At 69.1% G+C, this 24769-nt stretch carries 16 protein-coding genes; 7 read left to right on the plus strand and 9 right to left on the minus strand.

The window, feature by feature from the left end; translation table 11 throughout:
* Positions 1 to 68 precede the first annotated feature (68 nt).
* The gene (locus tag QO058_RS18455; RefSeq protein ID WP_284167726.1) at positions 69 to 983 is read left to right on the plus strand and encodes a LysR family transcriptional regulator; all 915 of its coding nucleotides are present in this window, start codon (positions 69 to 71) and stop codon (positions 981 to 983) included.
* Positions 984 to 1015: 32 nt separating this feature from the next.
* On the opposite strand, the gene QO058_RS18460 is transcribed toward QO058_RS18455, so the two are convergent.
* Positions 1016 to 2002 (minus strand): hypothetical protein, encoded by a 987-nt coding sequence (locus tag QO058_RS18460; RefSeq protein WP_284167727.1) that lies wholly within the window; start codon positions 2000 to 2002, stop codon positions 1016 to 1018.
* A gap of 295 nt (positions 2003 to 2297) precedes the next feature.
* On the opposite strand from QO058_RS18460, the gene QO058_RS18465 reads away from it, so the two are divergent.
* From QO058_RS18465 to QO058_RS18485, 5 genes are all read left to right on the plus strand, one after another.
* Positions 2298 to 2933 carry an OmpA family protein gene (locus QO058_RS18465; RefSeq protein WP_284167728.1) on the plus strand — a complete coding sequence of 212 codons (636 nt, stop codon included), beginning with the start codon at positions 2298 to 2300 and terminating at the stop codon, positions 2931 to 2933.
* Between the two features lie 48 nt (positions 2934 to 2981).
* Positions 2982 to 3932 (plus strand): hypothetical protein, encoded by a 951-nt coding sequence (locus tag QO058_RS18470; protein WP_284167729.1) that lies wholly within the window; start codon positions 2982 to 2984, stop codon positions 3930 to 3932.
* Between the two features lie 184 nt (positions 3933 to 4116).
* The gene (locus tag QO058_RS18475) at positions 4117 to 5679 is read left to right on the plus strand and encodes a hypothetical protein (RefSeq protein ID WP_284167730.1); all 1563 of its coding nucleotides are present in this window, start codon (positions 4117 to 4119) and stop codon (positions 5677 to 5679) included.
* On the plus strand, positions 5676 to 6233 hold the full coding sequence (locus QO058_RS18480; RefSeq protein WP_284167731.1) for a hypothetical protein: 558 nt from the start codon (positions 5676 to 5678) through the stop codon (positions 6231 to 6233). The genes QO058_RS18475 and QO058_RS18480 overlap by 4 nt, the downstream gene beginning before the upstream one ends.
* 69 nt (positions 6234 to 6302) lie before the next feature.
* Positions 6303 to 7799 carry a hypothetical protein gene (locus tag QO058_RS18485; protein ID WP_284167732.1) on the plus strand — a complete coding sequence of 499 codons (1497 nt, stop codon included), beginning with the start codon at positions 6303 to 6305 and terminating at the stop codon, positions 7797 to 7799.
* 130 nt (positions 7800 to 7929) lie between these two features.
* On the opposite strand, the gene QO058_RS18490 is transcribed toward QO058_RS18485, so the two are convergent.
* The 5 genes from QO058_RS18490 to QO058_RS18510 form a co-directional block, all read right to left on the minus strand.
* Positions 7930 to 10965, minus strand: coding sequence for a hypothetical protein (locus QO058_RS18490; protein WP_284167733.1), 3036 nt, complete (start codon positions 10963 to 10965; stop codon positions 7930 to 7932).
* A gap of 200 nt (positions 10966 to 11165) precedes the next feature.
* Positions 11166 to 13823 carry a penicillin-binding transpeptidase domain-containing protein gene (locus QO058_RS18495; RefSeq protein WP_284167734.1) on the minus strand — a complete coding sequence of 886 codons (2658 nt, stop codon included), beginning with the start codon at positions 13821 to 13823 and terminating at the stop codon, positions 11166 to 11168.
* Positions 13820 to 15307 carry a hypothetical protein gene (locus QO058_RS18500; protein ID WP_284167736.1) on the minus strand — a complete coding sequence of 496 codons (1488 nt, stop codon included), beginning with the start codon at positions 15305 to 15307 and terminating at the stop codon, positions 13820 to 13822. The genes QO058_RS18495 and QO058_RS18500 overlap by 4 nt, the downstream gene beginning before the upstream one ends.
* A gap of 176 nt (positions 15308 to 15483) precedes the next feature.
* Positions 15484 to 18969, minus strand: a complete 3486-nt coding sequence (locus tag QO058_RS18505) for an acetate and sugar kinases/Hsc70/actin family protein (protein WP_284167737.1) — start codon at positions 18967 to 18969, stop codon at positions 15484 to 15486.
* Entirely contained in the window at positions 18966 to 21338 is a 2373-nt protein-coding gene (locus QO058_RS18510; protein WP_284167738.1) for a hypothetical protein, read from the minus strand. The genes QO058_RS18505 and QO058_RS18510 overlap by 4 nt, the downstream gene beginning before the upstream one ends.
* A 203-nt stretch (positions 21339 to 21541) precedes the next feature.
* Between QO058_RS18510 and QO058_RS18515 the strand changes: the two genes are divergently transcribed.
* Positions 21542 to 22126: a hypothetical protein gene (locus tag QO058_RS18515; RefSeq protein ID WP_284167739.1), complete on the plus strand. Its 585-nt coding sequence runs from the start codon at positions 21542 to 21544 to the stop codon at positions 22124 to 22126.
* Between the two features lie 8 nt (positions 22127 to 22134).
* On the opposite strand, the gene QO058_RS18520 is transcribed toward QO058_RS18515, so the two are convergent.
* From QO058_RS18520 to QO058_RS18530, 3 genes are all read right to left on the minus strand, one after another.
* A complete protein-coding gene (locus tag QO058_RS18520) occupies positions 22135 to 23868 on the minus strand; it encodes a hypothetical protein (RefSeq protein ID WP_284167740.1) in 1734 nt (577 codons plus the stop codon).
* Between the two features lie 159 nt (positions 23869 to 24027).
* Positions 24028 to 24483, minus strand: coding sequence for a glycine zipper domain-containing protein (locus QO058_RS18525; RefSeq protein ID WP_284167741.1), 456 nt, complete (start codon positions 24481 to 24483; stop codon positions 24028 to 24030).
* Positions 24483 to 24761: a hypothetical protein gene (locus QO058_RS18530; protein ID WP_284167742.1), complete on the minus strand. Its 279-nt coding sequence runs from the start codon at positions 24759 to 24761 to the stop codon at positions 24483 to 24485. The genes QO058_RS18525 and QO058_RS18530 overlap by 1 nt, the downstream gene beginning before the upstream one ends.
* Positions 24762 to 24769: the final 8 nt, after the last annotated feature.

Genomic DNA, 24769 nt, shown 5'->3' on the forward strand with positions numbered 1-24769 from the left:
TATGGACTGACGGAATTCGGTAGAATGGCTATACAAGGAAAGCTATTCTTCCAGAAAATGGAATGACGATGGATCGGTTGGAAGCGATGCGCGTCTTCGTCAGCGCGCTCGACGAGGGCAGCCTGGCTGGCGCGGGACGCAGGCTCGGGCGTTCCGCCCCGGCCGTGACGCGCGCCATCAATGCACTCGAGGGCCATATTGGGGCGAGGCTGCTCGACCGCACCACGCGGATGATCCGTCTCACCGAAGCCGGGGAGCGCTATGCTGCTGCCTGCCGGCGTGTGCTCGTCGATCTGGAGGAGGCCGAGCTGCAGGCGGCGGGTGAGCGTGCCGCACCGCGTGGCCTTCTCACTTTGACCGCCCCGGTCGTCGCCGGCACGCGGCTCCTGCGTCCGCTGGTCGACGCCTTCCTCGACCAGCAGCCGCAGGTGCAGGTCAGGATGCTGCTGCTCGACCGCGTCGTCAGCCTGCTCGACGAGGGCGTCGATCTCGCTTTGCGCATCGCCCATCTGCCGGATTCGAGCCTGATTGCGCTACGCGTCGGCAGCGTGCGCCAGATCGTCTGCGCCGCGCCGTCCTATCTCGCCCGGCACGGCGTGCCGCAGGAGCCCGGCGATCTCGCCGTCCATCGCTGCATCGCCCAGATCCATCCGCTGGCTGGCGAACTCTGGACCTTCCCACCGATTTCAGAAGGTGGCCGGCCGCGTCAGGTCAAGGTGAAGCCGCGCCTGATGACGAGTTCGGTCGAGGCCGCGATCGCTTCCGCGGTCGACGGGCATGGGCTGGTGCGCCCGCTCTGCTACCAGGTCGCCGACGAGGTTCGCAGCGGCCGGCTCAAGCTGGTGCTGACGGATTGCGAGCCGGCATTGCTGCCGGTTCATCTCGTCGCGCCGGAGGGCAGGCTTTCCGTCGCTAAGGTCCGCGCCTTCGCCGATTTCGCTTTGCTAAAGCTGAAGGCGCGCTTCGCCGAACGGGTCGGCTAGCGCGCTTCAATTCAAGAAGTCGAGTTCGCTGCTTACCAGCGCGGGCGCGGGCCGTAGCTGCCGTCGCAGCCGACGAGCGGGCCACCCGGATAGTAGTCGTCGATGACGATGTCCGGCATCTGGCAGCCACCGCGAGTGACGCTGCGGCTGATGCGGCGGCGCTGCTGGCCGTAATCGTCGGTGTCGGCCCAGACGGTGCGGCCGTCATAGCGCGGCTCCGCCTGGCGATCGAACGTTGGCCTCTGGGCTACGACACGTGGTGCCTGGGCGCGCTGCGGCGCCTTCTCGGTGGCCTGCTGGCGCACCGGCGCGGCGGCGACATCAGCCGTGTCCTTGCTGTCCTTGCCTGCGATCTGCGAGGCCGGGACAACCGTATCCTCGGCGGTGGCGCGCACCAGCTTCTGGACGCCGGTGTCGAGGGCCAGCGTGCGGAAGGAAGCGTCGCCGCAACCACCGCAGCGAGCCGGGTCGAGCGGAACGAAGTCGACGCGCGCCTTGCCGTCGTCGCTGGCCTGGCCTTCACCGGCGGCGCGGGCGGCGATCACCACCTTGCCGGCGTCCTCGAGCTGCATCTCGATCAGCTGGGTGCGCAGAGCGCGGGCGCGGCGGTAGTTGACCACCTCGTCGCCGCCCGAGACCAGGATGGCGAAGGGCGCGCCCTTGGGAGCGTTGCCGCGGAAGACGTCGCGCAGCTGGGTGATGGCGCGGCGGGCATCGGAGGTGACCTCCCAGCTGCCGGGCGCGAACGGGATCTGGCGCGTCGTCATGATCTCGCGGGCCGCCTGGGCGACGCCGAACGAAACCGTGCGCGAGGAGAATTCCAGCTTCAGCGACTGCGGCCGCTCGGCGACCTTCGGCGCATCCGGGTTACCCCCGCTGGCCTGCGCCAGCTGGTGCGCGGGAGCGGTGTCGGTCTGGGCGAAAGCCGCACCGGACGAGACGATGAGCGCGAGGGCGGCGACGGCGAAACGCAGGCGGCTGCTGCGCAGGCGGACGGTCTGGTCGAGCTGGAAGCCCATGGTGGGTCTCCTCATGAACGGATGTGTGCTGGGCACGTTGTCAGGCCCTTGGCGATCCTTGAGCCGGTTTCGCGAATGCTCGCGCAAAGGCGGTGTGTCTGTGTTGAACACACGCGCGTAGAAGGCCGCGCATTCATTCACTGTTCAGGAAAAAATGCGGCTCGACGCGAAAATGCGGCAAACAGTGGCAAAGCTCGGGCAACGCCACTGCTGCGACCCGCTTTCACCCGACCGGGACGTCGCATTGTCGAGGCTACTGGACTATGCGAAGAGAGGGTAAACAGGGGGTCTGGCTATGAAGAACGCAGATGAGCGCAAGGACAACATCGAGCTTCCGCAGATGATGTCCCGCCGTGCGCTCGGTGGATTCGTGCTTTCGCTGCCGCTGCTCAGCGCCGTTCCTGCATTGGCGCAGACTGATCAGGGCGCGACCAACATCCTGCGTTCGCTGGCACCGCATGATCGGGTGCCAGGCCGCTCGGGTGGTGGCCCAAGTGGTGGCGGCAGGGTCGTGGTGCGCCGCGTCGCGCCGGTGCCGCGCCGGGTCCATCCCCGTGGTTACGGGCAGGATGTCGTGATCGACCTGACCCGCCGCGTCGAGGTCACCGTCTTCTTCGACAACGACTCGGCGACGCTGCGCCGCGGCGCGGAAGCCACGCTGATGCGGCTTGCATTGGCGCTGCGCGATCCGATCCTGCTCGACCAGCGCTTCCTGATCGCCGGCCACACTAGCGCCGAGGGCGGCTACGACTACAATGTCGAGCTGTCGCAGGAGCGGGCTGCCGCGGTCCGCGACTGGCTGGTCTCCTATGGCGAGATCGCGCCGAGCCGCCTCGTCGCCCACGGCTTCGGCCCTGACATGCTGCGCAATCCGCGCAGTCCGTATTCGCCTGTCAATCGCCGCGTTGAGGTCATCGCCATCACCGGCTGAGTTTCTACCGTCTTCCCGAAACAACCATTTGCCTCAGGGGGCACTGTCATGGCTTTGTTCAAGCGTCTCATGCTCGGCTTCGCGCTGCTGATGTCCTTCGCAGTCGTTGCCCACGCTCAATCGCCGAATTCTCGCATCAACCTTCTGGTGATGTCGGACGATGCCGATCCGGACACGGTTCCGCGCAACAACCGCATCTTCAACCGGGTTCAGCTCCAGCTCTCGGAGTACCTGAACACCCGCGGCTTCCAGGTCTATGACGAGACCAGCCTGGCGCTCGGCATCACCCAGACCGCCCGGGTCCGCCGCCGCGACGCCGAGCTGATCGAGATCGCCCGCGCCGTCTCGACCCCGGTCGATGCCATGGTCGTCTACCAGATCTACGCTTCGGCGCGCCGCGCCGTCGCCGCCGACATTCGTTTTCCCGAGATCCGCATTGCCGGCCGCGTGCTCAATGTCCGCTCCGGCCAGTTCATCGCGGCCTTTGAGGTCGGCGGCTTCCAGCTCCCGGCTCTGCCCAATCCTTGCAGCGCCGAGTGCCTGCTCGAGACCGTCGGCACCCAGTCGCGTGTCCTCGCTGCCGATCTCGGCGCCGCGATCGCCCAGAAGCTCGAAGGCTTTGCCCGCCCGAGCGGTGGTGCGGCTGCTGTCGGCAAGGACGGCATCGTTCTCGGCGGTGGCGCTGGTGCCGGTGCGGCTCCGGTCGCCGCTGGTGGCGACGGCTGCAACAACCTGCCGACCGACTTCGTGATCCAGCTGCGCGACTTCACCGCCACGGAAGTCGACCGGGTCGAGAGCGAGTTCGTCCGCTGGGGTTGCTACCGCGCCCACCGCGCCACGCAGATGACCTCGACCTCGGCCGACTTCTTCTACTCGACCTCCGCCGACTCGGCTCGGCTGACCCGCAATTTCCGCCTGATGCTGGAACTGGTTGGTCTGAACGGTCAGGTCACCTTCTCCGGTAACCGTCTGGTAGTCAGCAAGGTCGCCACCCGCTAATAAAAAGGGCCGGTGGGTAACCATAAACCCCGGCCTGTTCCTGTAAGAAAGCCGCCCGGTCGACATCGACCGGGCGGCTTGTTACTTTAATTATGGCAGCAATATGTGCCGGCCTGAGGCGAGCGGAATGGGTGGGGTTCCGTTCGCTGCAGCTGAACCGGTGTTCGATGCGGATATTTGAAACATGGATTGGGGGATAGACCCGGCACGGGTCGCGGAGATCAGCACGATCGCGTCTTCGCGCCGGTTTTCCGCGCGGGATACCGAGAAGTTCGTTCTGGCGATCACCGGCAGCGGCTCGGAGAATGCCGACCTGCCGCTCTGGGACATGCTCCAGGTGCTGTTCTCGCTCGGCGCACTGACGGCAAATCCGCGCATGCCGGCGCGCGACGCCGCCATCGGCTGCATGCTCGACGAGAGCGGCATCCTTTTGCGACCGCTGCGCCAGGACGGGCCGGTGTCCATCAGCTTCGCCGGTGCCACCATCGAAGCCTCGGCGACCGAGATCGTACTCTGTTATGGAGCGGACAAGGGCGATGCGAAGACGCGCTCCTTCTCCTGGAGCCGGGTCAGGCGTGCGCTCGGCCTTGCCGATTTCCTCTTCGCCGCCGAGGCGGACGAGCGTTCGGAGGGCGGCCTCGCGGCGTTGCGCACGGCGCTCGATGCCGTCTTCGCCCTGGCGGCCTTCGACGAGGACGGGCTGAAGCGCGCGGTCCAGGAGCCGGCGCGTTTCATGCGGGCCTGGCGCCGGCGGCATCTGCCCTTGCTGGCCTTCGCCGATCTGATCCGCCAGCGCGAGGCCTTCCTCAACGCCTCCGGGCGGCGCGAGCGACAGCGCGAGTTCGATCCGGAGGATCTCGTCTCGCTGTGGAGCTTCGCGCTGCTGCACGGCGAGACCTGGAGCTTTGCCCGCTTCGCTGAGCGTTTCAGCGCGCTCATCCGCGAGGAGCGCTCGAGCGTCGGCCGCCGCGATTTCATGGCGCCCGCCTCGATCGACTCGCTGATGGCACGCCAGCCTTCGGAAAACCCCGAGGAGGCATTGATCGCCTGGCTCGATCAGCAGGCGCTGATCGGCGAGCTCGAGCTGGACGAGCCCGAAGAGGATGACGAGCCGGAGGACGAGGAGGATGAGGACGGCGTCGTGCGCGAGCGCGTCTACGCCGCGCTGATGCGTCTGCCGGTCGAGCCGAAATTCCTCAACAAGGAGGAGCGCGAATCGATCGGCCGAGCACTCGCCATCTTGCCCCTCGCGCATGAGCAGCCGTTGACGCTAGTCCGCTCGCGCGCCGTCGCGCCTTGGGAAAACCGGCTCGTCGAGGCGAGCCGCCGCATCGCCGGCTCCAATCGTGGCCAAGTCGACCAGAGCCCGGAAGCGTTCGACTATGCCGGTATCGCGGCGGGGCTCGCGGCGCTGGGCAAGCGGCTCGACGAATTGCTGCTGATCGCCAACGCGCTCGAGGCGATTGAGGGGCCGCAGAGCGATGCGGCGACGGCCGAGGGCCAGAAGCTGCTGCGGCGCTGGCGCCATGATCGCGCCAGCTTCCGGATCGACGATGCGAAACTGTCGCTGATCTTCGCAAGGCATGGGGGAGCACTGAGAACGGTCGCAGCAGCCCTGCACCGGATCAACAGGCAACAGAAGCGCTTCGGTGAAACGGCGGACCTGGTCGCCCAGGCTGCCAGCGACGAGGCGCGGTTCACCGACGTCTTCTCGCAGCGCTATCAAGGGCGATCGAAACGGCCATGACAGACTTCCAAAACCAGGGTCCGCTCGAAGACGACCCCCGCGTCGGCCGCGCCACGGCCCGCCTGGTTCTGGCGGCGCTTGCGAGCGCCGAGCCGGAGGAGGCGGTTGCCGCGAGCATCAGCCGCGCCGATCTCTGGGCGCATGCCCGCCGCGTTCGTGGCGAGCCCGTCAACTTTGCCGCCGAACGCGCCATCCGCACCGATCCGGAGGCAGCACGGCTTTATCGCCGCTTGCTCTCCTTCCAGGCCGTGGCGCGTAGCGAACTCGCCGCCGCGGCCTATGACAGCAGCGCGACCCATCGTCGGATCGGTTCCTTCGAGCTCGACGTGATCGAGGAGGACGATGCGCCGCCGGCCCTGGTCATCCAGTGTCTGTCGGAGACCGCCCCGGCCCCGACCATGATCGAGGTCGTCTCGATCGAGGGCGTGGTCCGCCTGCCGCTGCCGGCGCCGGTCGACAAGCACATTGTCATCGACCTGCCGCGCCAGGACGCCGAGCGCGACCTGCTGCGATTGATGCTCGCCAACCCACTCGCAGGCGTTTATCTGCTGTAACGTCGGGAACGCTGCCACAAACGGCGCTTTTGCCTGGCGCTGGGGACGGCAGGGCCTGCGGGAGAGATGATGGCGGGAGATCAGAACGTCAGGCGCGCCGGTGTCTTCGTCGTCGTGCCGACGACCGACCAGCCGATCATCCTGAAGAAACTTGCCTGGTCGGCACGCGTGCCGGTCTCGCGGGTTGTGCTGGCGACCGAGAGCTCCGAGGTCTGCGAGCCCTGGAGCACGCAGTACAGCAACCTTTTGCGCCCGGGTGAGCCCCTGCGCCAGATTCTCGGTCTGCCCGACGGTGGCAGCTATCGCCTTGCTGCCTCCGGCGCGATCGACCAGGGCAAGAGCTGGATGGTGCCGACGCTCGCGGCCCATTGCGCGCTCGCCCATGGCGAGGCGGTGACACACAAGGCTGCCGAAGCCAAGCTCGTGATCTGGGGCACCGGCGCGATCGACCTTTCCGTCGCCGATACGGCCGCCGAGGCGCGCGTCACCCAGCAGGAATACCATCTCACCACCAAGATCGACCGTTGCCGCCATCTCTTCGCCGATGCCGAGCATGGCGCGACGCCGGTGCTGGCGCTGGTGCCGCGTGGCGACGAGGCCGAGCGCGCCGTCGCGATCCTCGGCAAGATTCTCGGTGGCCAGCCGCACCATATCGTGGTTGTCTCGTCCCTCGCCGACATCGCCGCGCCGATCGACATCTTCCTGCGCAGCGGGTCTTTCGAACCGCAGGCCGTGGCGTCGGCGCCGGAACGGCCGGCTATGTCGGGATCGTCTTCGATGGCCCTGAGACCGTTCGAGCCCAAGACCGCCGAGCAACCCGCTGAGTCGCAGCCCGCACTGCAGCAGGGGCAGACCGTGGTGCAGCCGCGGCCTACCGAAGATGAGCCTTCGATCGCCGATGTGCTGAAGAGCCCGCAGGCGCCTCGCTCGCGCCGCTCGGTGCTCGGCGACAAGCCGGCATCGACCTCCTCCTCCTCGTCCCGTTTGCCGATGATCGCGGCTTCGGCGCTGGTGCTGCTTGCCGGCGCCGCCGGAGCGGGCTGGTATCTGACGCGCGGCACTGCGACCGAGGATCCCTACCAGACTCCGCCGACGCTGACCCAGCCGGGGACCAGCGAGACGACGCAGCCCGCTGCCGGTCAACAGGGTAACCGTCAACAGGGTGCGAGCGCGCCCTCCCTCGGCAACCCTGCTTCTCAGGGTGGCCCGACGGTCTTTGCCGGCGCCGCTCTAGCCAAGCTGGTGACCCTGTCGGCGCCGGCCGGCAGCAGCTGCGAGGCCCAGATCTACGAATTGCGTCCGCGCTACAGCGAGGCCTCGGTCGATGTCGGCGAGGCGGGAAGCGTTCTGATCGACGGCCAGGATATTTGCGGGCTGGCGCTCGATCCGGTCGCGCCGGCCAAGCTGAAGTTCCAGAGCGGCACCGGTCCGGCCGTGGTCGCGTCAAAATCGAACGCGACCCGCGTGGTCTTCAACCCGACGGCGATCCGGGGCGGCATCACGGCCTTCCCGGCAATCCAGGTCGAGGAGCCCAAGGCGCTTGCGATCCAGATCCAGCGGCGCTGAGCCAACTCAGCCGTCATGCTCGGGCCTGACTTGGGCATCTCAGGTCGGATGAGGCGCTGACCAGCGCCTTATCGTTACGAGATACTCGGCTTTACGCTACGCTTCGGCCGAGAATGACGGCGCGAAAGCTTCACAGCCCTGCCCGCGTCAGCCCGCGCCAGAGGCCCCAGGGCGGCGGGTCGCTGGTCGGCGAGAGCTGACGGATCGCGGCGAGTCTCCCCGCTATCAACGCGATCGCGATCGAAGGCAGCGCCATCAGCATGTGATGCGAGGTCGCCGCCGCGATGAAGGTCATCGGTTGGCCCATCACAGGCAGGAGGCCGAGCGCGTTGCCCCAGGAAATGCTCCAGTGCAGCGCGAAGATCGTGGCGATGCCGACCAGGATGATCGCCGTGCCCTTGTTGGCGCCTTCCTGGGCCGAGCCCATGGCACGCTCGCGCATCAGGCTGACCGCCAGCGAGAGTAGGCCGAAGACGGTGATCACCTGCGCCGCCAGCAGCGCCAGCCCCGCCGGCAGGCCGAAGCGCACCATCAGGAAGGTGGCGATGAAGTCGTTCTGCACCACCGGCAGCCGGACGAGGTCGCTGACGGTGAAGCGGCTCACCGTCTCGTCCTGCTCCTCTCCCTTGCGTTCGGCGATCGGCGTGACGCGGGCGCCCGGCAGCATGGCGCAGAGCGAGACCGGCGATGGCGGCAATTCGTCGAGCGCGCGGCGGACCTCGACCGGCGTCTTGTCGAGGCCGAGATCGAGTCTCGCCAGCGTGCAGGGCATCTCGGCAAGCGCGACCTTGGACTGCAGCAGCTGGAAGCCGAGATCGCGATGGATCACGTCCGGGCTGCGGTCCTGAGCCGCGCTCTGCGTGCGCTTGGTCGTGTGGTCGAGGTCGTACCAGGTCAACAACCGCTCGGCCGGGACGCGGAAGAGGCCGCCGCGCGCCTTTTCGAGCGTGTCGATGGCGGCGAGGCGTTCCTTGGGCAGGCTCCACTGGCCCGAGATCGCATAGGTGACGAGGCCGGGGAAGGCGTAGATCAGCGCCGCATTGATGCCGAGCAGGATGACGAGCACCAGCGCCAGCACGCCGCCACGCGGCCAGCCGAGACGGCGGGCCTTGCGCTGGGGCGCATCGGCGCGGCGCAGGAAGACGCGCATGATCTCGACCAGGCGCTTCAGCGTGCTCGGTAAAAGGAAGGCGAAGGCGAGCACCACCGTGGTGACGATGATGATCAGCGCCGGCGAATAATCGCTCTTCAGGAACGGCACCGCGGTCAGGAACAGGATGAAGACCAGCACCGTCGCGAGGCTGACGGTCAGCCAGGAGACGTAGTGGCGCTGATTGTAGAAGAAGTCGATCCGCGAGAAGCCGAGGAAGATATGCGCCAGCACCAGGACGAGCGCGATCTTGCCGAGCTCGACCGGCTGGAAGCCGGCGACGCCGGTCTCGGTGCCGAGCACGCCCCAGGCGACGAAGGCCGCGAGGATCAGGATCGCTGGCACGGCGCGCAGCAACTGGTCCTTGAAGCCGACGCCCATGAAGAAGGAGCGCGGCAGCGCCGCGATCGAGCGCTGCGGCTGGAAGGCGATCACCACCGCGACGACCGGGATCAGGTCGAAGAACAGCAGCTTGTTCTTCTCGGCATGGATGGTGAAGTCGGTCTTCTCGGCGTCGATGCCGAGCGCCAGCAGGGTCAGGCTGCCCAGGCAGCAGAGCATGACGAGGCCGAGCCAGGTCACGCGCAGCGGCGTGGTGAAGCGCGGCCCGACCATGATCGCGATGCAGGCGAGGCCATAGGCGAGGATCGTGGCGTGCAGCGCCGCCTCATAGGAGATCGACGCCCCGCCCAGCCGCGACAGCTCGGGCGCCAGCGCGAGCATGGTCGTCGCGCCGATGAAAGCGGTCGCGCCGAGCGCGCCGACCAGCCGCACCAGAATGGCGCTGCGCCGGAACAGGGTGGCGTGGTGCATGGCCGAGAGCACGCCGAACACGGCGACGCCGAGCGTCAGCAGCAGGCGCACCATACGCTCGACGCCGTTGAGCGAGGCGAGCGGGTTGCCGATCTCGGCGCCCGACATCGGCTGGCGCGGCGGCGTCACCACCGGCCGGACGCTGTCAGTGGTCGCCGCCGCTCGCAGGATTTCGGCATCATCGGGCCCGAAGCGGTGGGTCTTGCTGAGCGGCGTCAACCGCAGCGGCAGGCGCCCGTTCGATTCCTGGCCGATCTCGACGGCATAGCGCGTGCGGCCGATGATCATGTGGCTCAGCCGTGCCGGGCCGTCAGGATCGAGCTCCCAGGCGATGTCGGTGAAATCGGTGATGCGCTGGTTGCCGCGCGCGAACAGCACGGGCGGGCGCGGCGCGTCGACGGCATCGCCCGGCGCCAGGAAGTAGCTGCCGCCGCGCGCGACGATGGTCAGTGCCTTGAAGGGCAGGGCGCTGGCCCCGACATGTGTCTCCTCGCGGACCGAGCAGGTCAGCCGGCCGCCGAGCGAGACGATGCGGTCCTCGCCGCGCTCATCGGTCGCGATCAGCCCGGTTACGATTTCGCGGATGCGGTCGGCGCCGCTGCGCGGCTGGCAGACGGGGAGCGTGTTGCCGTCGAGCTTCAGCGTCGAGAGCGGGCCTGTGCTGTCGACGGTGAGCTTGCGGGCGCCGGGACGTCCGGCCTCGGTCAGGGTCAAAGCGAGTCGGCCCGGCCGGGCCTCGTCGACCGCGATCGCCAGCGCGCCGGCGGCGATGCGGTCGCCGGGCTGGAAACGCCAGCGCGCCGAGAAGCTGCCGGCACCGTTGAGATAGTCGAGCCAGAGCCGTCGCGTATTGGCGACATTGCGGATGGTGACGCGCCCGTCCTGCTGACGGGTGAGGGCGACGTGGCGCGCCTCCGCCGCGTCGAAGCGCTGAGGCTGCAGCAGTTCGCGCCGGCCGATCGTCACCGTCTCGCCGCGTGCGAGGGCGAGGTCGAGCCGCTCAAGGCTGACCACCGGCCGGGCGCTTTCGATCAGATGGGTGGTGTTGTGCCACCAGAAGCCGAGTACGGCGAGGCAGAGCGCCAGCAGCACGAGGCCGGTCAGCGCGCCGCCGGCCCCACCGATGCGGATGCGCGGCAGGCGGAAGGGCCGCAAGGTCAGCCAGCGGCCCATCAGCTGGCGCAGCGCGGTGGTCTCGCTCATGCCCACGCTCGTGTCGCTGGAGCGCAGTATGGGTGAACGGTGCGCAAGCCCTCCCCCTTGTGGGGGGAGGGTTGGGGGGGGGGATATCGCACCCGCAGCCCTGTCCACGCCAAGCGCGACATCAGTCGAGGGTGGCATACCCCCCTCTCTAGCTCTCCCCCACAAGGGGGGAGAGGACGGGTCGCGGTTCCCGGCCGACATCACTTCTTGTCTCCGAGCGCGGCCATTTTGGCGAGCAGGCCGGCCATCAGCCGGCCGCAGGCGCGCCCGCCGGTCTCCCGCGTATGCGAGACCAGGCAGGTGAAGGCGACGCGCTTGTGGCCCGCGACATTGTCCATCCAGCCGGCGAACCAGGCCGAGTTCATGCCCTCGATGGTGTCCGCCGTGCCGGTCTTGCCGAAGATACGCTTGCGCACATCCGGCGGCAGCGAGGCCATCACGCCGGCGGCGGTGCCACCCGGCGAGTTGACCACGCCGTAGAGGCCGCGCTGGGCGTCGTCGAGGAAGGGCTCGGCCTGGCGTGGGTCCATGCCGGGGATCACCGGCTTGCCCTCGTTCGGCAGCGGCGTCTCGGCGACGTCCGAGACCGGCTTCAGCACGCGCGGCAGGATGACCTTGCGGGCGCCGACCGAGCCGTAGATCGAGGCCATGGCGATCGGCGTCGCGCGCACGCCCTGGCCGTAGGAGTTGGTGGCGAGGTCGATGCGCCTGGCATTGCGCTTGTCCTCGACCGCGAGATCGAGCGCCTCGCCGGTCAGCCGCTGCGCACCGGGCACGATGCCGCGCGTCAGGTCGATGCCGGGCTGGGCAAGGCTGCCCGGTTGGGTGATCGGATAGAGATGCTCGGTCATCTCGGCCAGGATCGTGCCGGTGCGGCCGGGTATGGTGGTGGCACGGCCGCCGACCTTGCGCCCGTCCATGGTCAGCGCCATGCCGGCGAACCACAGGTTGGACGATTTGATCAGCGCCTCACAGAAGCCGATCTGCGCGCCGCGGCCCGCATCGGGGCAGCCGCTCTGTGACGCCGACAGGATGCCGTAATTGAAGCCGGCGCCGCCATAGTTGGTGATCGGCACGCCGTCGACATTGAGACCGCCGCCGCCCGCTATGCCGAAAATCTGCGCCTGCTGGGCCGGCGGCGTGCGACCCATGATCATGTCGGCGAAGCGAGGCTGCTCGCGCACGGCCAGGATGCTGGCGAGGCCGGTGACCAGCTTGAAGGTCGAGCCCGGCATGGTGTGGACGTCGCCGGCGCGCCAGCCATGGCCGGCGAGCGGCGAGTCGCTGTCGCGTCCGGTCGAGAGCGCCTGGATGTCCCAGCTGTGCATGCCCGGCACGAAATCGGGCCAGCTCGCCAGGCCAAGCAGCGAGCCCGGCTGGTCGCCGGCATCCATCAGGAGCACGACGGCGCGGCCGTCGCCCTGGTCCGGCGGTTCCTGCTCGGGGGCGAGGTTGACCGGCAGCGGGCCCGGCTTGCGCGGGCGTTTCCCGCGGCCGAGGCGCTCGCCCATATGCTCGTAGACCGCCTCCTGCACCAGCTTCTGCAGGCGGGGCTCGATCGTCAGCGTCAGGTTCTCGCGGGTGCGGGCCCGGCCGAGCGCGGCCGAAAGCGAGCCGACATCGCCGGCGCCGTAGCCGATCATCGCTGTCAGGCCGAGCTCGTCGACGATCGGCAGCGGAATTCCGTTATTGTCGAGCGCCGGCGTGCCGTCGGCAAAGAAGAGGGCGCGGGCAGCACCGGTGCGCCGCTGCGTGACCGCGCCGCGCCAGCCGAGCTCGCAGACCAGCTTGGTCTTGGCCCGCTCGCAATCGGCCTCGATATGCGAGGAGCGCCAGAGCTTGACCTTGCCGTCCTCGCTCTGGACGCCCGATCCGCCGAGGATTTCGCGGGCGCGCGGCGGCACGGCCCGGACCGGCTGTCCCTCGAAGCCGATCTCGACGTCGCGGCGGCGCGCGCCGGTGATGGAAAAGCGCCAGCCATGGGGCAGGCCCTGCTGGGCCTCCTCGGCGCAGGTCGCGAACTCGTCACTATCGGAGCAGATGCGCTCGGCCGCGATGGCAAGCCCCGCGATGCGCACGGTCTGCTCGTCGCGCTTGGGATCGAGATTGACCCGTTCATTGCCGACGACGATGCGCGCCGGCTCGAGGATCATGTCGACGGTGACGCGGCGATTGCCGGGCGGCAGCCGTGTCGACAGCACGAGCCGGTCGTCCGGCGCGCGTAAGGGACCGAACAGGGCCCAGTCGGAGAGCTGGTTGGCGCGGCGCTTGGCGAAGTCGGCGAAATCGCGCGGCGGCGGCACCGCGTTCGGCATCACATTGAGCGGCGCGGCGAGGTCGGTGGTCTGGGCGACGCGAGCGGTCCAGCCAGAGGGGCGGCAGCCGGCCGGCACCACCGGCAGCGTCAGCGGCGTGCCGTCGGCGCAGCGCCGGTCCGGCGCGCGGTCGTCGCGAGCGGCTGCGATCAGGAAGGAGTTGTTCCAGGCCAGCATCTCCGAGCGGATCTGCGCGCCGGCTGGCAGGTTGCAGAGCCGGTCGAGCAGCGTGCGCGAGAATTCCTTGGTGCCCTGCGGTGTCGGCATGGTCAGCGAGGCGTCGTAGAGCGCCTCGCAGGGCTGCGAGCGGATGTTCGGCCCGGTCGGATCGAGCCAGATCAGCCCGGTCGCGACGCCTTGCGCGAACAGGTCTTCGTTCGAGCGGCTGGTCTCGGTGAAATCCGGCTGCTTGATCCAGGCGCGGCTTGCGGCGAGCTCGCCGATCAGCCCACCCGAGAGCCAGAGGAAGCCGACGATGGTGACGGTGCCGACCGCGACGGCGGTGACGCTGCGCTTCAGGCCACGGAAGAGCGGATGGCTCATGGCGTCGCCTCCCGGAGCTCGACCACCAGCGGCCCGAGCACGAAGGGGCCGTTCGGCGGGATGATGCAGGTCCCGGCTGCCTGCGGTTTGCGCCCACCAAGGAGCCAGATGTCGCCGGCCGATTGCACGGCGACGCCATCAGGCGCCGCCGCGATGAAGCCGACCGGGTTGTGATCATAGAGATCGTCGAGCCGCTCGACCACGCCCGAGCCGAACTGGACGCGCACCGCTTCGCCGAGCCAGTCGAAGGTGCCGTAGCCGCGCGAGGACTGATCGGGCCCGAAGGCGATCGCGGTCTGCTCGCGCGGCAGGCCGATATAGCCGAACTCGCCGTCCTCCAGCATCAGCAGCGAGCGCCGCCGCCCGTCGAAGCTCATGCTTTCGGCCCGGACCTCGCCACCGGCGCGGCTGTAGCGCAATTCGCGCCGGTCATAGCGGCGGGCGTCGCGGCCCTGCACCACGAGGCTGTCGCGCTGCGCCAGCATGGCCGACGACATCAATCGTCCGCCATGGCTGCGCTCGACCCAGTAGCGCGCCATGCGCCGGCCGCCGAAGTTCTCGGGGATGGCGAGGCCGGTGACGGCGAGATGCGGACCTTTCGGCGGCTGCGCCTGCAGGCGGCTGGGCCTGCGATCGAGCGTGACGTCGACGAGGCCGAGCGAGACGCGGCCGACCTGCGGGCGTACGCCGAGGATCTCGAAGCGGGCATCGACATTGCCGCCGGGCAGCGCCAGCGTCTCGACCTGGATGGCCTGGGCGCGCGCCTCGGGTGTCTGCGGCAGCGCGGTGAGCAATGGCAGGCCGCCGGCATCGCGGGCGGAGGCGTCGACCGGATAGCGGCCAAGGAAGAAGATCGTGCCGCCCGGCAGGTCGGGATGGACTGCCGGCGTCAACATCTCGCTGCGCGAGAAGGCGAAGCGGGCCTGGCCGGCATAGAGCCCGCCCGCCGTGTTGACGCCGATGATCGGCTGGCCGATCGCGATCTGCGCGTCCTGCCGGATCACCACCTCGCCATGCGGCAGCCGGTTGTCGGTGGGCGGTGCGTAGACGCCATGGCCAAGATAGACCGCGACCGGCGCAGTCGCATGCAGGCTCTGCTCGACATGGACGGTGACGCCGATATCGGGGTCGATCACGTCGCGGAAGCGCTGCTCGATCCGGTCGGCGAGGAAGCGCCCTAACTCCTGCGCGCCCGGCAGCGCCTCGGCGGTCAGCACCACCAGCGAGGTGAAGGGCACGTCGATCGGCTGCGGGCCGCTGCCGCCATCGGTCAGTGCGATGCTGCGATGCCGATCGATCAGGTCCTCAAGCGAGGCCTTGCCGTCCTTGGTCGGCTGCCCGCCGGCGGTCAGGCTGAAGACAGGTTTGCGCCAGAGGTTCTCGATGCCCGGCATGGCCTCGCCCGGCTCGCCGGCGACGGCGCGCAGACTGGTCAGCCGCCGCGGGTCGTGCATCACCAGGTCCATGAGATCGGGCAGGGCCATGGCGTCAGCTCACTCGGGCGGAAAAGGCGGGAAGAGAATGCGGTCGCGACGAGGCGGGCCGAGCCCGCCTTTGTGAACGCCAGAGCCGTTTTCGCGTGCGGGCCATGACGATCCTGCGATCCTAGTAGATGCGCGAGACGCGGTCGTGCTCGATCCGCCAGCAGGCTTCCCAGCCCTCATTGGCGGCGATGACCGTGACCTTGCGGCTCGTCGGCGACAGCACCTCGCTGATGATCTCGCAGACGCCGAAGCCGTTCTAGCCCTTCGCGGTGCGCCTCGACGATGGAATCACCTTCGAGCAGCACCATCGGATCCTGTCCGTCGAGCAATGGGCGCAGGCGCGCCAGCGCCTTCCCCTGCGGATCGAGGCCCGGAATCGTGCGCACGAACTGGAAGCGGCGGCCGAGATTGGCGCGCCCGCCAAGGCTTGGGGCCGCCTCGTCGTGCTCGGCATGGACACGCGCGCCCGAGGCGATGTCGTAGCCGAGATAGTGGATGCGCTCGGCAGCGAATTCGGTGCGCAGGCCGGTGGCGCCGAGATCGCGCATCTGCACCGCCATGGCGGCGATGCCGAGCGGGTTCTTGTGCTGCACGGTGCTGCCGGCCATGTCGCCCTCGATGCCGAGGATGGCGGCGCCCGCGATCACCGCCTTCTTCATCGCCGCCGGCGAGAACGGCCGTTCGAACGGGAAGGCGGCTCGGCTGGAGTCGGCTTCGGCCGCGATCGCCTCGAAGATCGGCGGCCAGAGCGCGGCGCGCCCGGTCGGCACCATGATCACGGTCGGGCGCTTGACCGGATTGGGCCCGGCGGCGCGGGCGAGGCGCGGCAGCAGGCCGCCGAGCACGGCGCCGATCTCGGCGAGGCGCTGCGAGGCTTCGCCAGCGCCCTTCTCCAGGGCTGCGCGCGCGAGCTTCAGCATCAGCCGGCGCGTCCCGGCCTTGTCGGGCCCGTCGATCGCGAGTTGCAGGCCCGGCCGCTGCGTGACATCAGCCAGTGCCGGTTCGTTCTGGGCGACATAGAGGCCCGTCGGGTCGCCGTCCGGCTTCACCTCGGCAAGGACGATGTCGAAGGTCTCGTCGGTTGCATCCACATCCCAACGGTAGCGCGTCCCGGAGGCCTGCGCTTTCTCGCTGAGATGATTGGCGAGGCGTGCCTTGGCCTGCTTCACCGCATTGCGCAGCCAGCTGCGCGCCGCCAGCGCGGCAGCGTCCTCGCGCTGGATGGCGCGGGCGAGTGAGGCTTCGGCGAAGGCCGGCTGCCAATGCGCGTCCTGCCCGTCCATCGCCCGGTCGATCAGGGTCGCGGCGATGCCGGTCAGCGCCTCGTCGATCAGGTCGCCGCCGACGGGCAGGCCGAAGGTGGCGAGCGTCGCATGGCTCAATCGGTCGCCGTCGCGGCGCAGGGAGGCGAGCGCGACGTCGCTGGTGCCGCCGCCGATGTCGAGCGTGACCAGCAGCGCCTCGCTTTGGTCCGGCACGGCGGCGCGCACCTCCGGCAGGCTGGCGACATAGCGCGCCGCCGCAACGGCTTCGGGTACGGTGACGGCGGCGTCGGGGAAGCTGGTCGTGCCGGGGTAGAGGCGTTCCAATCGCTGCGAGAAGAGTTCGAGCGCGGCGCGGTAGCGCGAGGCGATCTCGTCGCCGATGCCGCTCGGGCAGGAGACCAGGATGCGCGGCACCACCGGCGGCGGCGCATGGTCCTCGACCCGCAGGCGGTCCTCGCCAAGACGCAGCACATAGAGATCGACCAGCTCGTCGAGCACGTCGGCGACCAAAGGCGCAATCTCGACGGTGTTGGTGGCGACGACCCGGTCGGCTGCGGCGTCGTAGCGGTGCACTTGCTCGTTCAGCGTCAGCGAGACTGCACCGGAGGTCAGCGCGTGCTTCAACGAGTCGATCCGCTTGCCGCCCTCGGGTAGTCCGGGCTGCGGCGGCGGGGCAGGGGCGGAGACATCGTAACGCCGTGCGAAAGCCTTGAGCCGGCGCGCCACGCTGACGCGATCGGAGCCGACCAACGCGAGGTCCGGCAGGCTGTGCGGCGCGTGGTCGGCGCGCAGATTGTTGCCGGAGTCGAGCCCGACATGGCTTGGGATCAGCGGCGCGGCGCCGGCGTCCTGCAGGGCCGCCTCGCCATGGCGCGGGTCGACATGGGCGGCGAGCCAGGTTCCGAGCGCGAGCGGCCTGATCTCGGTCGCCCGGCCGGCGGCACGTGGCGCTCCGGACCAGATCGAGGTGGCGGAGGCTCCGAGATCGATGCAGATCGGCAGGCGGTGGACGCGGCGGCTGTAGCGCAGCGGCAGGCTCGCCTGCGCGAAGGCCTTACCACCCTCGTCGCCGGCCTTGATCGCGAGCGAGATGGTGATCTCGCCGCGCAGCACATTGGCGCCGCTGGTGCGCACGGCGCGCGACAGGGTCGAGGTCAGGTTCTGCATCGGCACGACAGCGCGGCCGCGCCGGCCGAAATCGCCCTCGCGCACGATCTCGAGCGGGAAGGGCGTCGGCGGCTCGGCGATCTCGCTCTCGCCCATGCGGCTCGTGACCTCGACCGTCAGCGGCGCGGTCCGGGTCAGCGGCCAGCGGCGCAGATCGATCACCAGCCCGTCGCAGCGCACGATCGAGGTCTCGTCGTCCGGGTCGACCTCGGCATTGAGGCCGCTCGTGATCTCGAACTGCGCGCTGCCGCCGAGTGGGCAGGTGAAATGCTGCCCTGCGATCGTCAGCGCGACCTCGCCGCGGTTCTGGCTGCGGATCGGCACCGAGCGGGATTCGAGCGCGCTCGACCAGGGTTTGGCCGGGCCGTCGGGATCATGGCCGGCGCCGTCCTGGCCGACCCAGCCGCCGAGCTTCGCTGTGAGCCGGACTTGCAACGGCGCCTTCGGATTGGCCTGGATCGTCTCGTCGACGAAATCGAGCACGGCGTCGCGCGTCAGCGTCACGTCGAGGCGCACCTCCTGGCCGGCCAGCGCCGGCGCGTCGGCGAGCCAGATCAGGTGCCGGCTGGTCGCGGTACCGCTGTCCGGAAAGCGCCTGAGCGAGACCGAATGATCCATCGGCGCGGCGACGCCTAACGAGAGATGCTGAGCCCTGAGGCCGAAGCAGCTCGCCTCAAGGGTCAGCCCGCGCCGGCCTTCGAGCACGATGTCTTTCGGGATATCGATCGCGATCTGGCCGATGGCGAGCAATTTGCCGGCTTGCAGGGAATCCAGGTCGATCTCGACCGGCTCGATGCGCCATTCCGGCTGCGAGGCGCCGGCGAGCGCCGCGATCTTCAGGAGGCGCCGCGGCGAGGCGCGGGTGCCGCTCGCCGTCTCGACGATGGTCGAAAAGGCGATTTCGAGGCTGGCGTCGCTATCGGCATCGGCCTGGGCCCGGTGGTTCGCCACTGCCCGCATCACCGCCTCGCGTCGCAAACCGAGCACCAGGCGCTCTCCGGCCCGGATCGCGGCCTTGTCGAGCAGGCTGTTGCCTTGCAGCCAGCCGATATCGATGCCGCTGGCGAGGCTGGGCGCATGCGAGACCAGCGACACCGTCACGGCCTTGACCATGTCTTCCGGCGCCTCGAAGGCGAGGAGGTCGATCAGATCGCCGCTGCGGTCGAGCGCGATGGTCGCGGCAAAGCTCCCCAGCCGGGTCTCGAGATTGTAGCAGGGCAAGCTGGTCATGCGTCCTGCCTCGAAGCGGTGGCTGCGGCACCGGCTGCAAGCGCAACGCCCCAGTGATGATCGAGGCCGGTCAAGGCGGCGGCCGCGGCGAGGTAGCGTGGCAGCATGTCGCCGGCACCGGCCCTGAGCCGACGATAGGCGGCGCCGAAGCCGGTATCCCGGGGATCGGCGAGCGCGCGGGCGGCGAAGGGTATCTCGGCGAAGGCGGCGTCGGCTTCGCGCAGCACCATCTGCGCCAACAGCAGGCGGCTATAATTTTCGAGTGTCGCGCGGAGCGTTTTGCTGCGCCCCTTCGCGTCACTTGCGGGACCGAGCAATGCATCGATCTGTGCCGTGAGGCCGGCCAGAGCCGGAGCGAGGCTCTCGACATGCATCAGAGAGCCGGCGAAATGGCGGCTCGTCGCCGTGAGGCGCTGCGCGCCGCGCACGGGATCGCCGCCGCGATGGGCGCGTGCGGCAAGGTCCGGATACCCCGCCACCTGTTCCCAGGCCCGAATGAGATCAGCGGCTGCGAGCGCCTGCTCGACCTCGCGTCGCAAGCCGGCGAAATGGCCGTGCAGCAGGATGATCTCGCCCGGCGTCACTTCGCCGAGCCGCCGGGCCAGCTCATCGGTGATCGCCGCCGGCTGGCTCGCTTGCTGCGCGGCTTCGCCAAGCTCGCTGCGCATGCGAGCGACCGCTTCGAGGCCCGGTGCCGGCTGCCGTTGCGGCTGGCGTCGCAAGTCGAGCAGAAGGGTGTCCAGCGGCGACAGCCGGCGCTGGCCGCTACGCGCGGCGGCGTCCGCCACCGCCTGTTCGACTTCGGTGGCAAGGCTGGCGTTGAGCCAGCCCTGATGGGCACTCGCGGCAACGTCGTGCAGCAGGCGCATCGCCCGTCGGTCATGGCCAGCGAGTGCCATCGCTTCGCGGGCGAGCACTTGCGGGAGATTGGGGTCCTCGTACCAGGCGAGCAGCCGCTCCAGCGTCGCCTCTTCGCGGGCGGTTCCGGGTAGAGGCAAAGCGAGGCGCACGGCGCAGGCGCGTCTCGCCAGCTGTGGCTGTGCGATCGCCCGCAGCAGCATGGCGATCTGCTCGTCGAGCGTGCGTTCGCCGAGCTCGTCCGTCCGCGCCGGATCGATACCGGCGGTCGCCGCCAGCGCGTCGAGCAGACTTGCCGGTGCGGCGTCCTTGGCGCGCCCGTCGAGCCGCGCGAACGGCCCGACGGGCGCGTGCGTCGCGCGTCCGGATATCTCGTCCAGCATGGTAGCAAGTCGCGCCGGCTGGAGAGCGCTCGTGGCGCGCCACAGCCCATCGGCCAGTCGTCCTGCGGCGAGCGCGAGATCATCATGCAGCGGAGCGCTGTTTCCGGCCTCTGCGACGACCAGGGCGTTGCCGCCGCTTGCGCCGAGCGTCAATTCGGTCGCGGTCGAGGCGGCATAGCCCTGGCGGTGCGAGGTCACGGCGAAGGCCCCACCCTGCCAGCGCAGTGTCATCGGCGCACCGCTGATCGCCTCGCCTTCGCCAGCCCACGTCAGCTGGCGGCGCGGCGCGGCGAAGACGATGATCTCGTCACCCTCCACCCAATCAGGCAGAGCGATGCCAGCGCTGCCGTCGGCCTTAGCCTGCGGACGGAGCATGCGAAAGCCGCGGCGCAGCGCGGCAAGACGGCCAAGGCCGGTCGCATCGACGTCGCGCTGGTCGGTGAGCGAGGCGGCGAGCAGGTCGAGCTCGGTCTCGATGGCGAGCCGAAGTTCCTGATCGATCTGGCCCAGCGCCTGCCTGGCCTCGCGCATCGCTGCCGGCAGATGCGCCACCAGAAGCCCCTCGGACGCAGCCTCGGCATCGTCGCCGCTGAAGGAGAGCGTCAGCCCTTCCGCCGAGCCGCTACGGATCGCGACCATCTGGGTCAGGGCAGCTCGCTCATCCTCGGGATTGAGGAAGGGGCCGACCAGCAGACGAAAGCCTTCGGCCTCCGAGCCGCTGGCCTGGTTGAAGCCCGAGGCCAGCACCGCATTCTCTGCGTCGGATTGTACGCCGGCCGGCTCGCTTTGCAGCGCGAGCGCCCCGTCGGCGTCACGATGAACCCGCATCAGCGATAGGCCCGGGGTGCGCCGGTCCGCGTCAGTGAGCGAAAGCCTTTCGTCGAGCTGGGCGGGAATCGCAGTTAGCCGGCCATCCGCGTTCAACGTCACGGCATGGAGGGCTCGGCTTCCCGCCGGCAGCTTGCCGTGCAGCGGCGCGGTTCCTGCGTCGGCGGCGGCGATCAGGCTGATACGCCCCCCGGCCTCCTCGGCCGCAAGGAAACGGATCGGAGCGCTTTGTCGCCAGATCGCGGCGACATGGCGCGAGCCGTCCCAGATGATAGCGACAGGCGCCACGGAGGAAGTCACGAAAACAGGCTCCGGGAAAGACGAATGAGGCGGGATGACGCAGGGCGACCTTGCGCGATGGTCCGGCGTCTTGCAAGAGATGCTCTGGGGCCGACATTCGTTGTACGGGCCTGATCTTGCGGCCGGCTGGCTGCGACTTCCGAGACCTGCCAAGCCGGCTTGCTGGAGAGGGCGGCGCGTATGTTGACACGGAGCGGGATGCGATGACGGCGGAATCGGTTTGCTTTGCCGCCTTGCCGGCCGCCTTGCCGGTCACGCTCTTCCAGGCGGCTGCCGGCGAGGGCGTCGCGACCCGCACGCTGGCACTGTCGGATTCCTCGGATGGATCGCCGCGCACGATTGCGGCAAGCTTCCTCGCGCCGCGCGTGCTGCCGCGCCTGTTCCGTGAGTCGGCTCAGGCCGCCTCGGAGGCGCAGGCGGCATTGACGGGCGCCGGGCGGCTGATCGTCCTGCTGCCGGCCGGCCGCTATGACGATGGTGTCTGGGCCCCGATCATCGAGCGCATCCTGCTCGGCCTCGATAGCGCTGCGGCGCGTCCGCGCGAGATCGCTTTCGCCTGGAGCGGGCTCGAACCCTTCCTGGCTCCCCTTCGGGCGTCGTGCACAGGATGTCTGGAGCGATCCACGCCTCGTCCCGGCGCTGCTCGGCGTGCTGGAACGCTCCGCTCGCTCCCTCACCTCCGTGCTCGAAGCGGCCAAGGACGTTCGCCGCGGCCTGATCAGGTTCGAGCCTGCGGGCGAAGGAGCAGGGCCGGCGCAGGCGGCGCTCGCGCTGGCCTGAACGCATAGGCGGGCGGCTACTTCCAGACCAACGCGTTGGCGAGGTCGCGCCGGCCGCATTCCAGCGACATGGCGTTGACGGCGGCGCGGTAGCCCTGCATCGAATAGACCACATGGGCCGGGCGCCCCTCGGGCGTGGTGCCGCTGATCTCCAGCGTCGTGCCTCGATTGTAGCCGGCGACCGCGTCCATATCGAGGATCGGCTGGCCGTTCGAACCTTGTTTCATCGGGCGGATGAAGTTGCCGGAAGCGGTCGGGGCGGCATTGAGCCGGCGCGTCGCGCCGCCCTCGTTGATCACGGCCTCGAACGGCGCGCCGGGCTTGTAATAGCGCTTGTCCTCGATCAGGTGCTGGAGATCGTTGGTCCCGCCGCTGCTGGCCTGCAGCAGGATGAAGGGCGCCTGTTCGCGCCAATAGCGCGGTGATGCCTGCTGCGCAGCGGTATAGGCGAAGCAGGTGCGCTGGCCGGTGCGCGGGTCCTCGGAGACGCTGGCGTACCAGTCCTGGAACCGGCGCAGCAGCCTGCCGGGCGCTTCGGGCACCAGCATGTCCTTGGTGTCGACCGCGCGAGCCCGCAGCTGGAAGTCCTGCGCGACGGGGCCGGCGCTGCCGACCCGGATCGTGTATTCGCCGGCGCCGAGCTTGTAGCGCCGCAGGTTCGGGCGGCTCGGATTGGCGATGTGGATGGTCTTCATCGGGGTGTTGTTGCGGCCGAGCACGTCCACGGGCACGGTCGGGTGCGGACCACGGACGCTGCCGGTCGGAATATCGACCTCGACATAGGATTCCTGCGCGACCAGGAAGGGATATTGCTGCAGCGCCCGGCCGCCTTCGATGCGCGCATTGATCCGCATCGGCGTCTGGTCGAGCCGCGGCGTCTGAGCCTCCGGGCCGAGCGCAGCCCATTGCTGCATCGTCGGCAGCTCGTCGAGCGTGACCAGCCCGTCCTCGGAGACGGGCGTCGTGTCCCTGCGGTTGACGCTGACCGAAATCCGGTAGCCCAGCGGGCGTGGATCGACGGTGACCATGCCGTCCCAGCGCTTGTCCTCGGCGCTGGCGGGGTCGTGCGCGATCACGAGCGTGACATGGCGCGCGGCCCGGATCTTGGTCTCCCGCTCCTCGGCATTCTGCTTGCTGAGTGCGCGCCGCAGCTTGTCGGAGAAGAACTCCTGCCAGCCGGGGCTGACGGGCAACCCGCTCAGCATCCTGACGGAGAGCGTGACGGGATTGGAGGTGTCGACCGAGGCTTGCCAGACGCCGGCGGCGACACGGTTGAAAAGCTCGTCGGTAGAGCTGTACTCCTCGCCGATGAAATCCTGCGAGACGGTGAAGGGGTCGAGGCTCGGCGAGCAGCTCTCATAGCCGTTCCAGCCATGCGCCGACAGATTGAAGCGCGCCGCCGCGCCGACCTTCTGGCCCGATGCGCGGACTTCGATCTGGATCTTGCTGAGCTGTTCCTTGTTGTCGCCCGCCATCGGGTTGTCGAGGACCCCGGTGTCGACGATGCCCTTGATCGGGTCGATGTCGAGCCAGGGCGCCATCGAGACCCCGGGAATGTTCGAGAACGCAGCCCGAATCTGCTGCATGATATTGTTGCCCTGGTCGGTCGTGAAGGCGTCGCGGGTCGCAGGGCGCGAGGCTATGCCGATGGCGACCGGCAGCTTGAGCTGCGGGCATTGCTGCTGGATGCGCTGCCAGAGGAGCTGGGCGGCGGAGCCGAACGGGTTGTACGGGTCGAACCCGGCCATCATCTGCGTCTGCGCCGTAACCCCCACCGGCGATGCCGCCGTGAGGCAGGCAACCGTCAGGCAAAGGATCCGTCTCGTCAGCGCTCGCGCAGTCATCTCGGTTCGATACTCATGGGGTCCCCCTCGCATGCGAGGGAGGACCGGTTCTCATTCCGTCTCGGCTCAGATGCCAGACGCTTCGTTCGTCGCCAGATTGACCTCGACCTGGTCGGTGCCGGCGGCCTTGCCTTCGCGGGTCACGCTGCGCTCGACGACGCGGATGCGCTGGCCCTGGCTGTTGTTGTAGGTGCGGACGGTGCGGGCGCGGACGGTGACGGCCTGGCCGCTCGAATTGCGGAAGCGCTGGACGTTCGAGCCGCCCGAGCGTGCGGCGATGTAGGCCGCCTCGCGAGCGCGCTCCTTCTCGATCGCGTCGGCGATCACCAGGCCGGCAACGCCGCCGATCAAGGCGCCGATCAGGGCACCGCGGCCGCCGCCGACTGCGCCGCCGAGCAGAGCGCCGGCACCGGCGCCCATTGCGCCGCCCGCAGCGACACGTTCCTGCGACCCGGTGCAGCCGCCGAGCAGGAGCGCGCCCGCGACGAGGATGGTTCCGGCCTTCATGGTCTTGGCATGCATCACGTCACCCCAGTAAAAGGTTGTTTCCAAAATCCATGGCGCCTGCAATCTGTCAGCTCTTGCATCCGGCAGAGCGAGTTTCGCAAAACCCGGGCAAGACCATACGGCGCCACACCCGGCATCTCTTCCATATTGGCCATTTCTGGGCAAGGGCCAGCGCAGTTTGTGACAATTTCGACAATCTTTAAAATGTTCGCACGCCATAACCCGCCGTGAAAGCCAAGAAAAACCGGGACTGAAGGGCTGCCGCACAGCCGCTGCTCCGCCGCATCGACCATCGGCGGTG

It is taken from the genome of Bosea vestrisii, from assembly GCF_030144325.1.
Classification (GTDB): Bacteria; Pseudomonadota; Alphaproteobacteria; order Rhizobiales; family Beijerinckiaceae; genus Allobosea; species Allobosea vestrisii_A.

Bases quoted from the DNA above. Each gene is read 5' to 3' on its own strand.
- QO058_RS18500 (WP_284167736.1), bottom strand. From the start codon at position 15,307: ATGGCCCTGCCCGATCTCATGGACCTGGTGATGCACGACCCGCGGCGG.
- QO058_RS18460 (WP_284167727.1), bottom strand. From the start codon at position 2,002: ATGGGCTTCCAGCTCGACCAGACCGTCCGCCTGCGCAGCAGCCGCCTG.
- QO058_RS18495 (WP_284167734.1), bottom strand. From the start codon at position 13,823: ATGAGCCATCCGCTCTTCCGTGGCCTGAAGCGCAGCGTCACCGCCGTC.
- QO058_RS18465 (WP_284167728.1), top strand. From the start codon at position 2,298: ATGAAGAACGCAGATGAGCGCAAGGACAACATCGAGCTTCCGCAGATG.
- QO058_RS18515 (WP_284167739.1), top strand. From the start codon at position 21,542: ATGACGGCGGAATCGGTTTGCTTTGCCGCCTTGCCGGCCGCCTTGCCG.
- QO058_RS18525 (WP_284167741.1), bottom strand. From the start codon at position 24,483: ATGCATGCCAAGACCATGAAGGCCGGAACCATCCTCGTCGCGGGCGCG.
- QO058_RS18530 (WP_284167742.1), bottom strand. From the start codon at position 24,761: ATGGTCGATGCGGCGGAGCAGCGGCTGTGCGGCAGCCCTTCAGTCCCG.
- QO058_RS18480 (WP_284167731.1), top strand. From the start codon at position 5,676: ATGACAGACTTCCAAAACCAGGGTCCGCTCGAAGACGACCCCCGCGTC.
- QO058_RS18475 (WP_284167730.1), top strand. From the start codon at position 4,117: ATGGATTGGGGGATAGACCCGGCACGGGTCGCGGAGATCAGCACGATC.
- QO058_RS18470 (WP_284167729.1), top strand. From the start codon at position 2,982: ATGGCTTTGTTCAAGCGTCTCATGCTCGGCTTCGCGCTGCTGATGTCC.
- QO058_RS18490 (WP_284167733.1), bottom strand. From the start codon at position 10,965: ATGAGCGAGACCACCGCGCTGCGCCAGCTGATGGGCCGCTGGCTGACC.
- QO058_RS18455 (WP_284167726.1), top strand. From the start codon at position 69: ATGGATCGGTTGGAAGCGATGCGCGTCTTCGTCAGCGCGCTCGACGAG.
- QO058_RS18485 (WP_284167732.1), top strand. From the start codon at position 6,303: ATGGCGGGAGATCAGAACGTCAGGCGCGCCGGTGTCTTCGTCGTCGTG.
- QO058_RS18520 (WP_284167740.1), bottom strand. From the start codon at position 23,868: ATGATGGCCGGGTTCGACCCGTACAACCCGTTCGGCTCCGCCGCCCAG.
- QO058_RS18505 (WP_284167737.1), bottom strand. From the start codon at position 18,969: ATGACCAGCTTGCCCTGCTACAATCTCGAGACCCGGCTGGGGAGCTTT.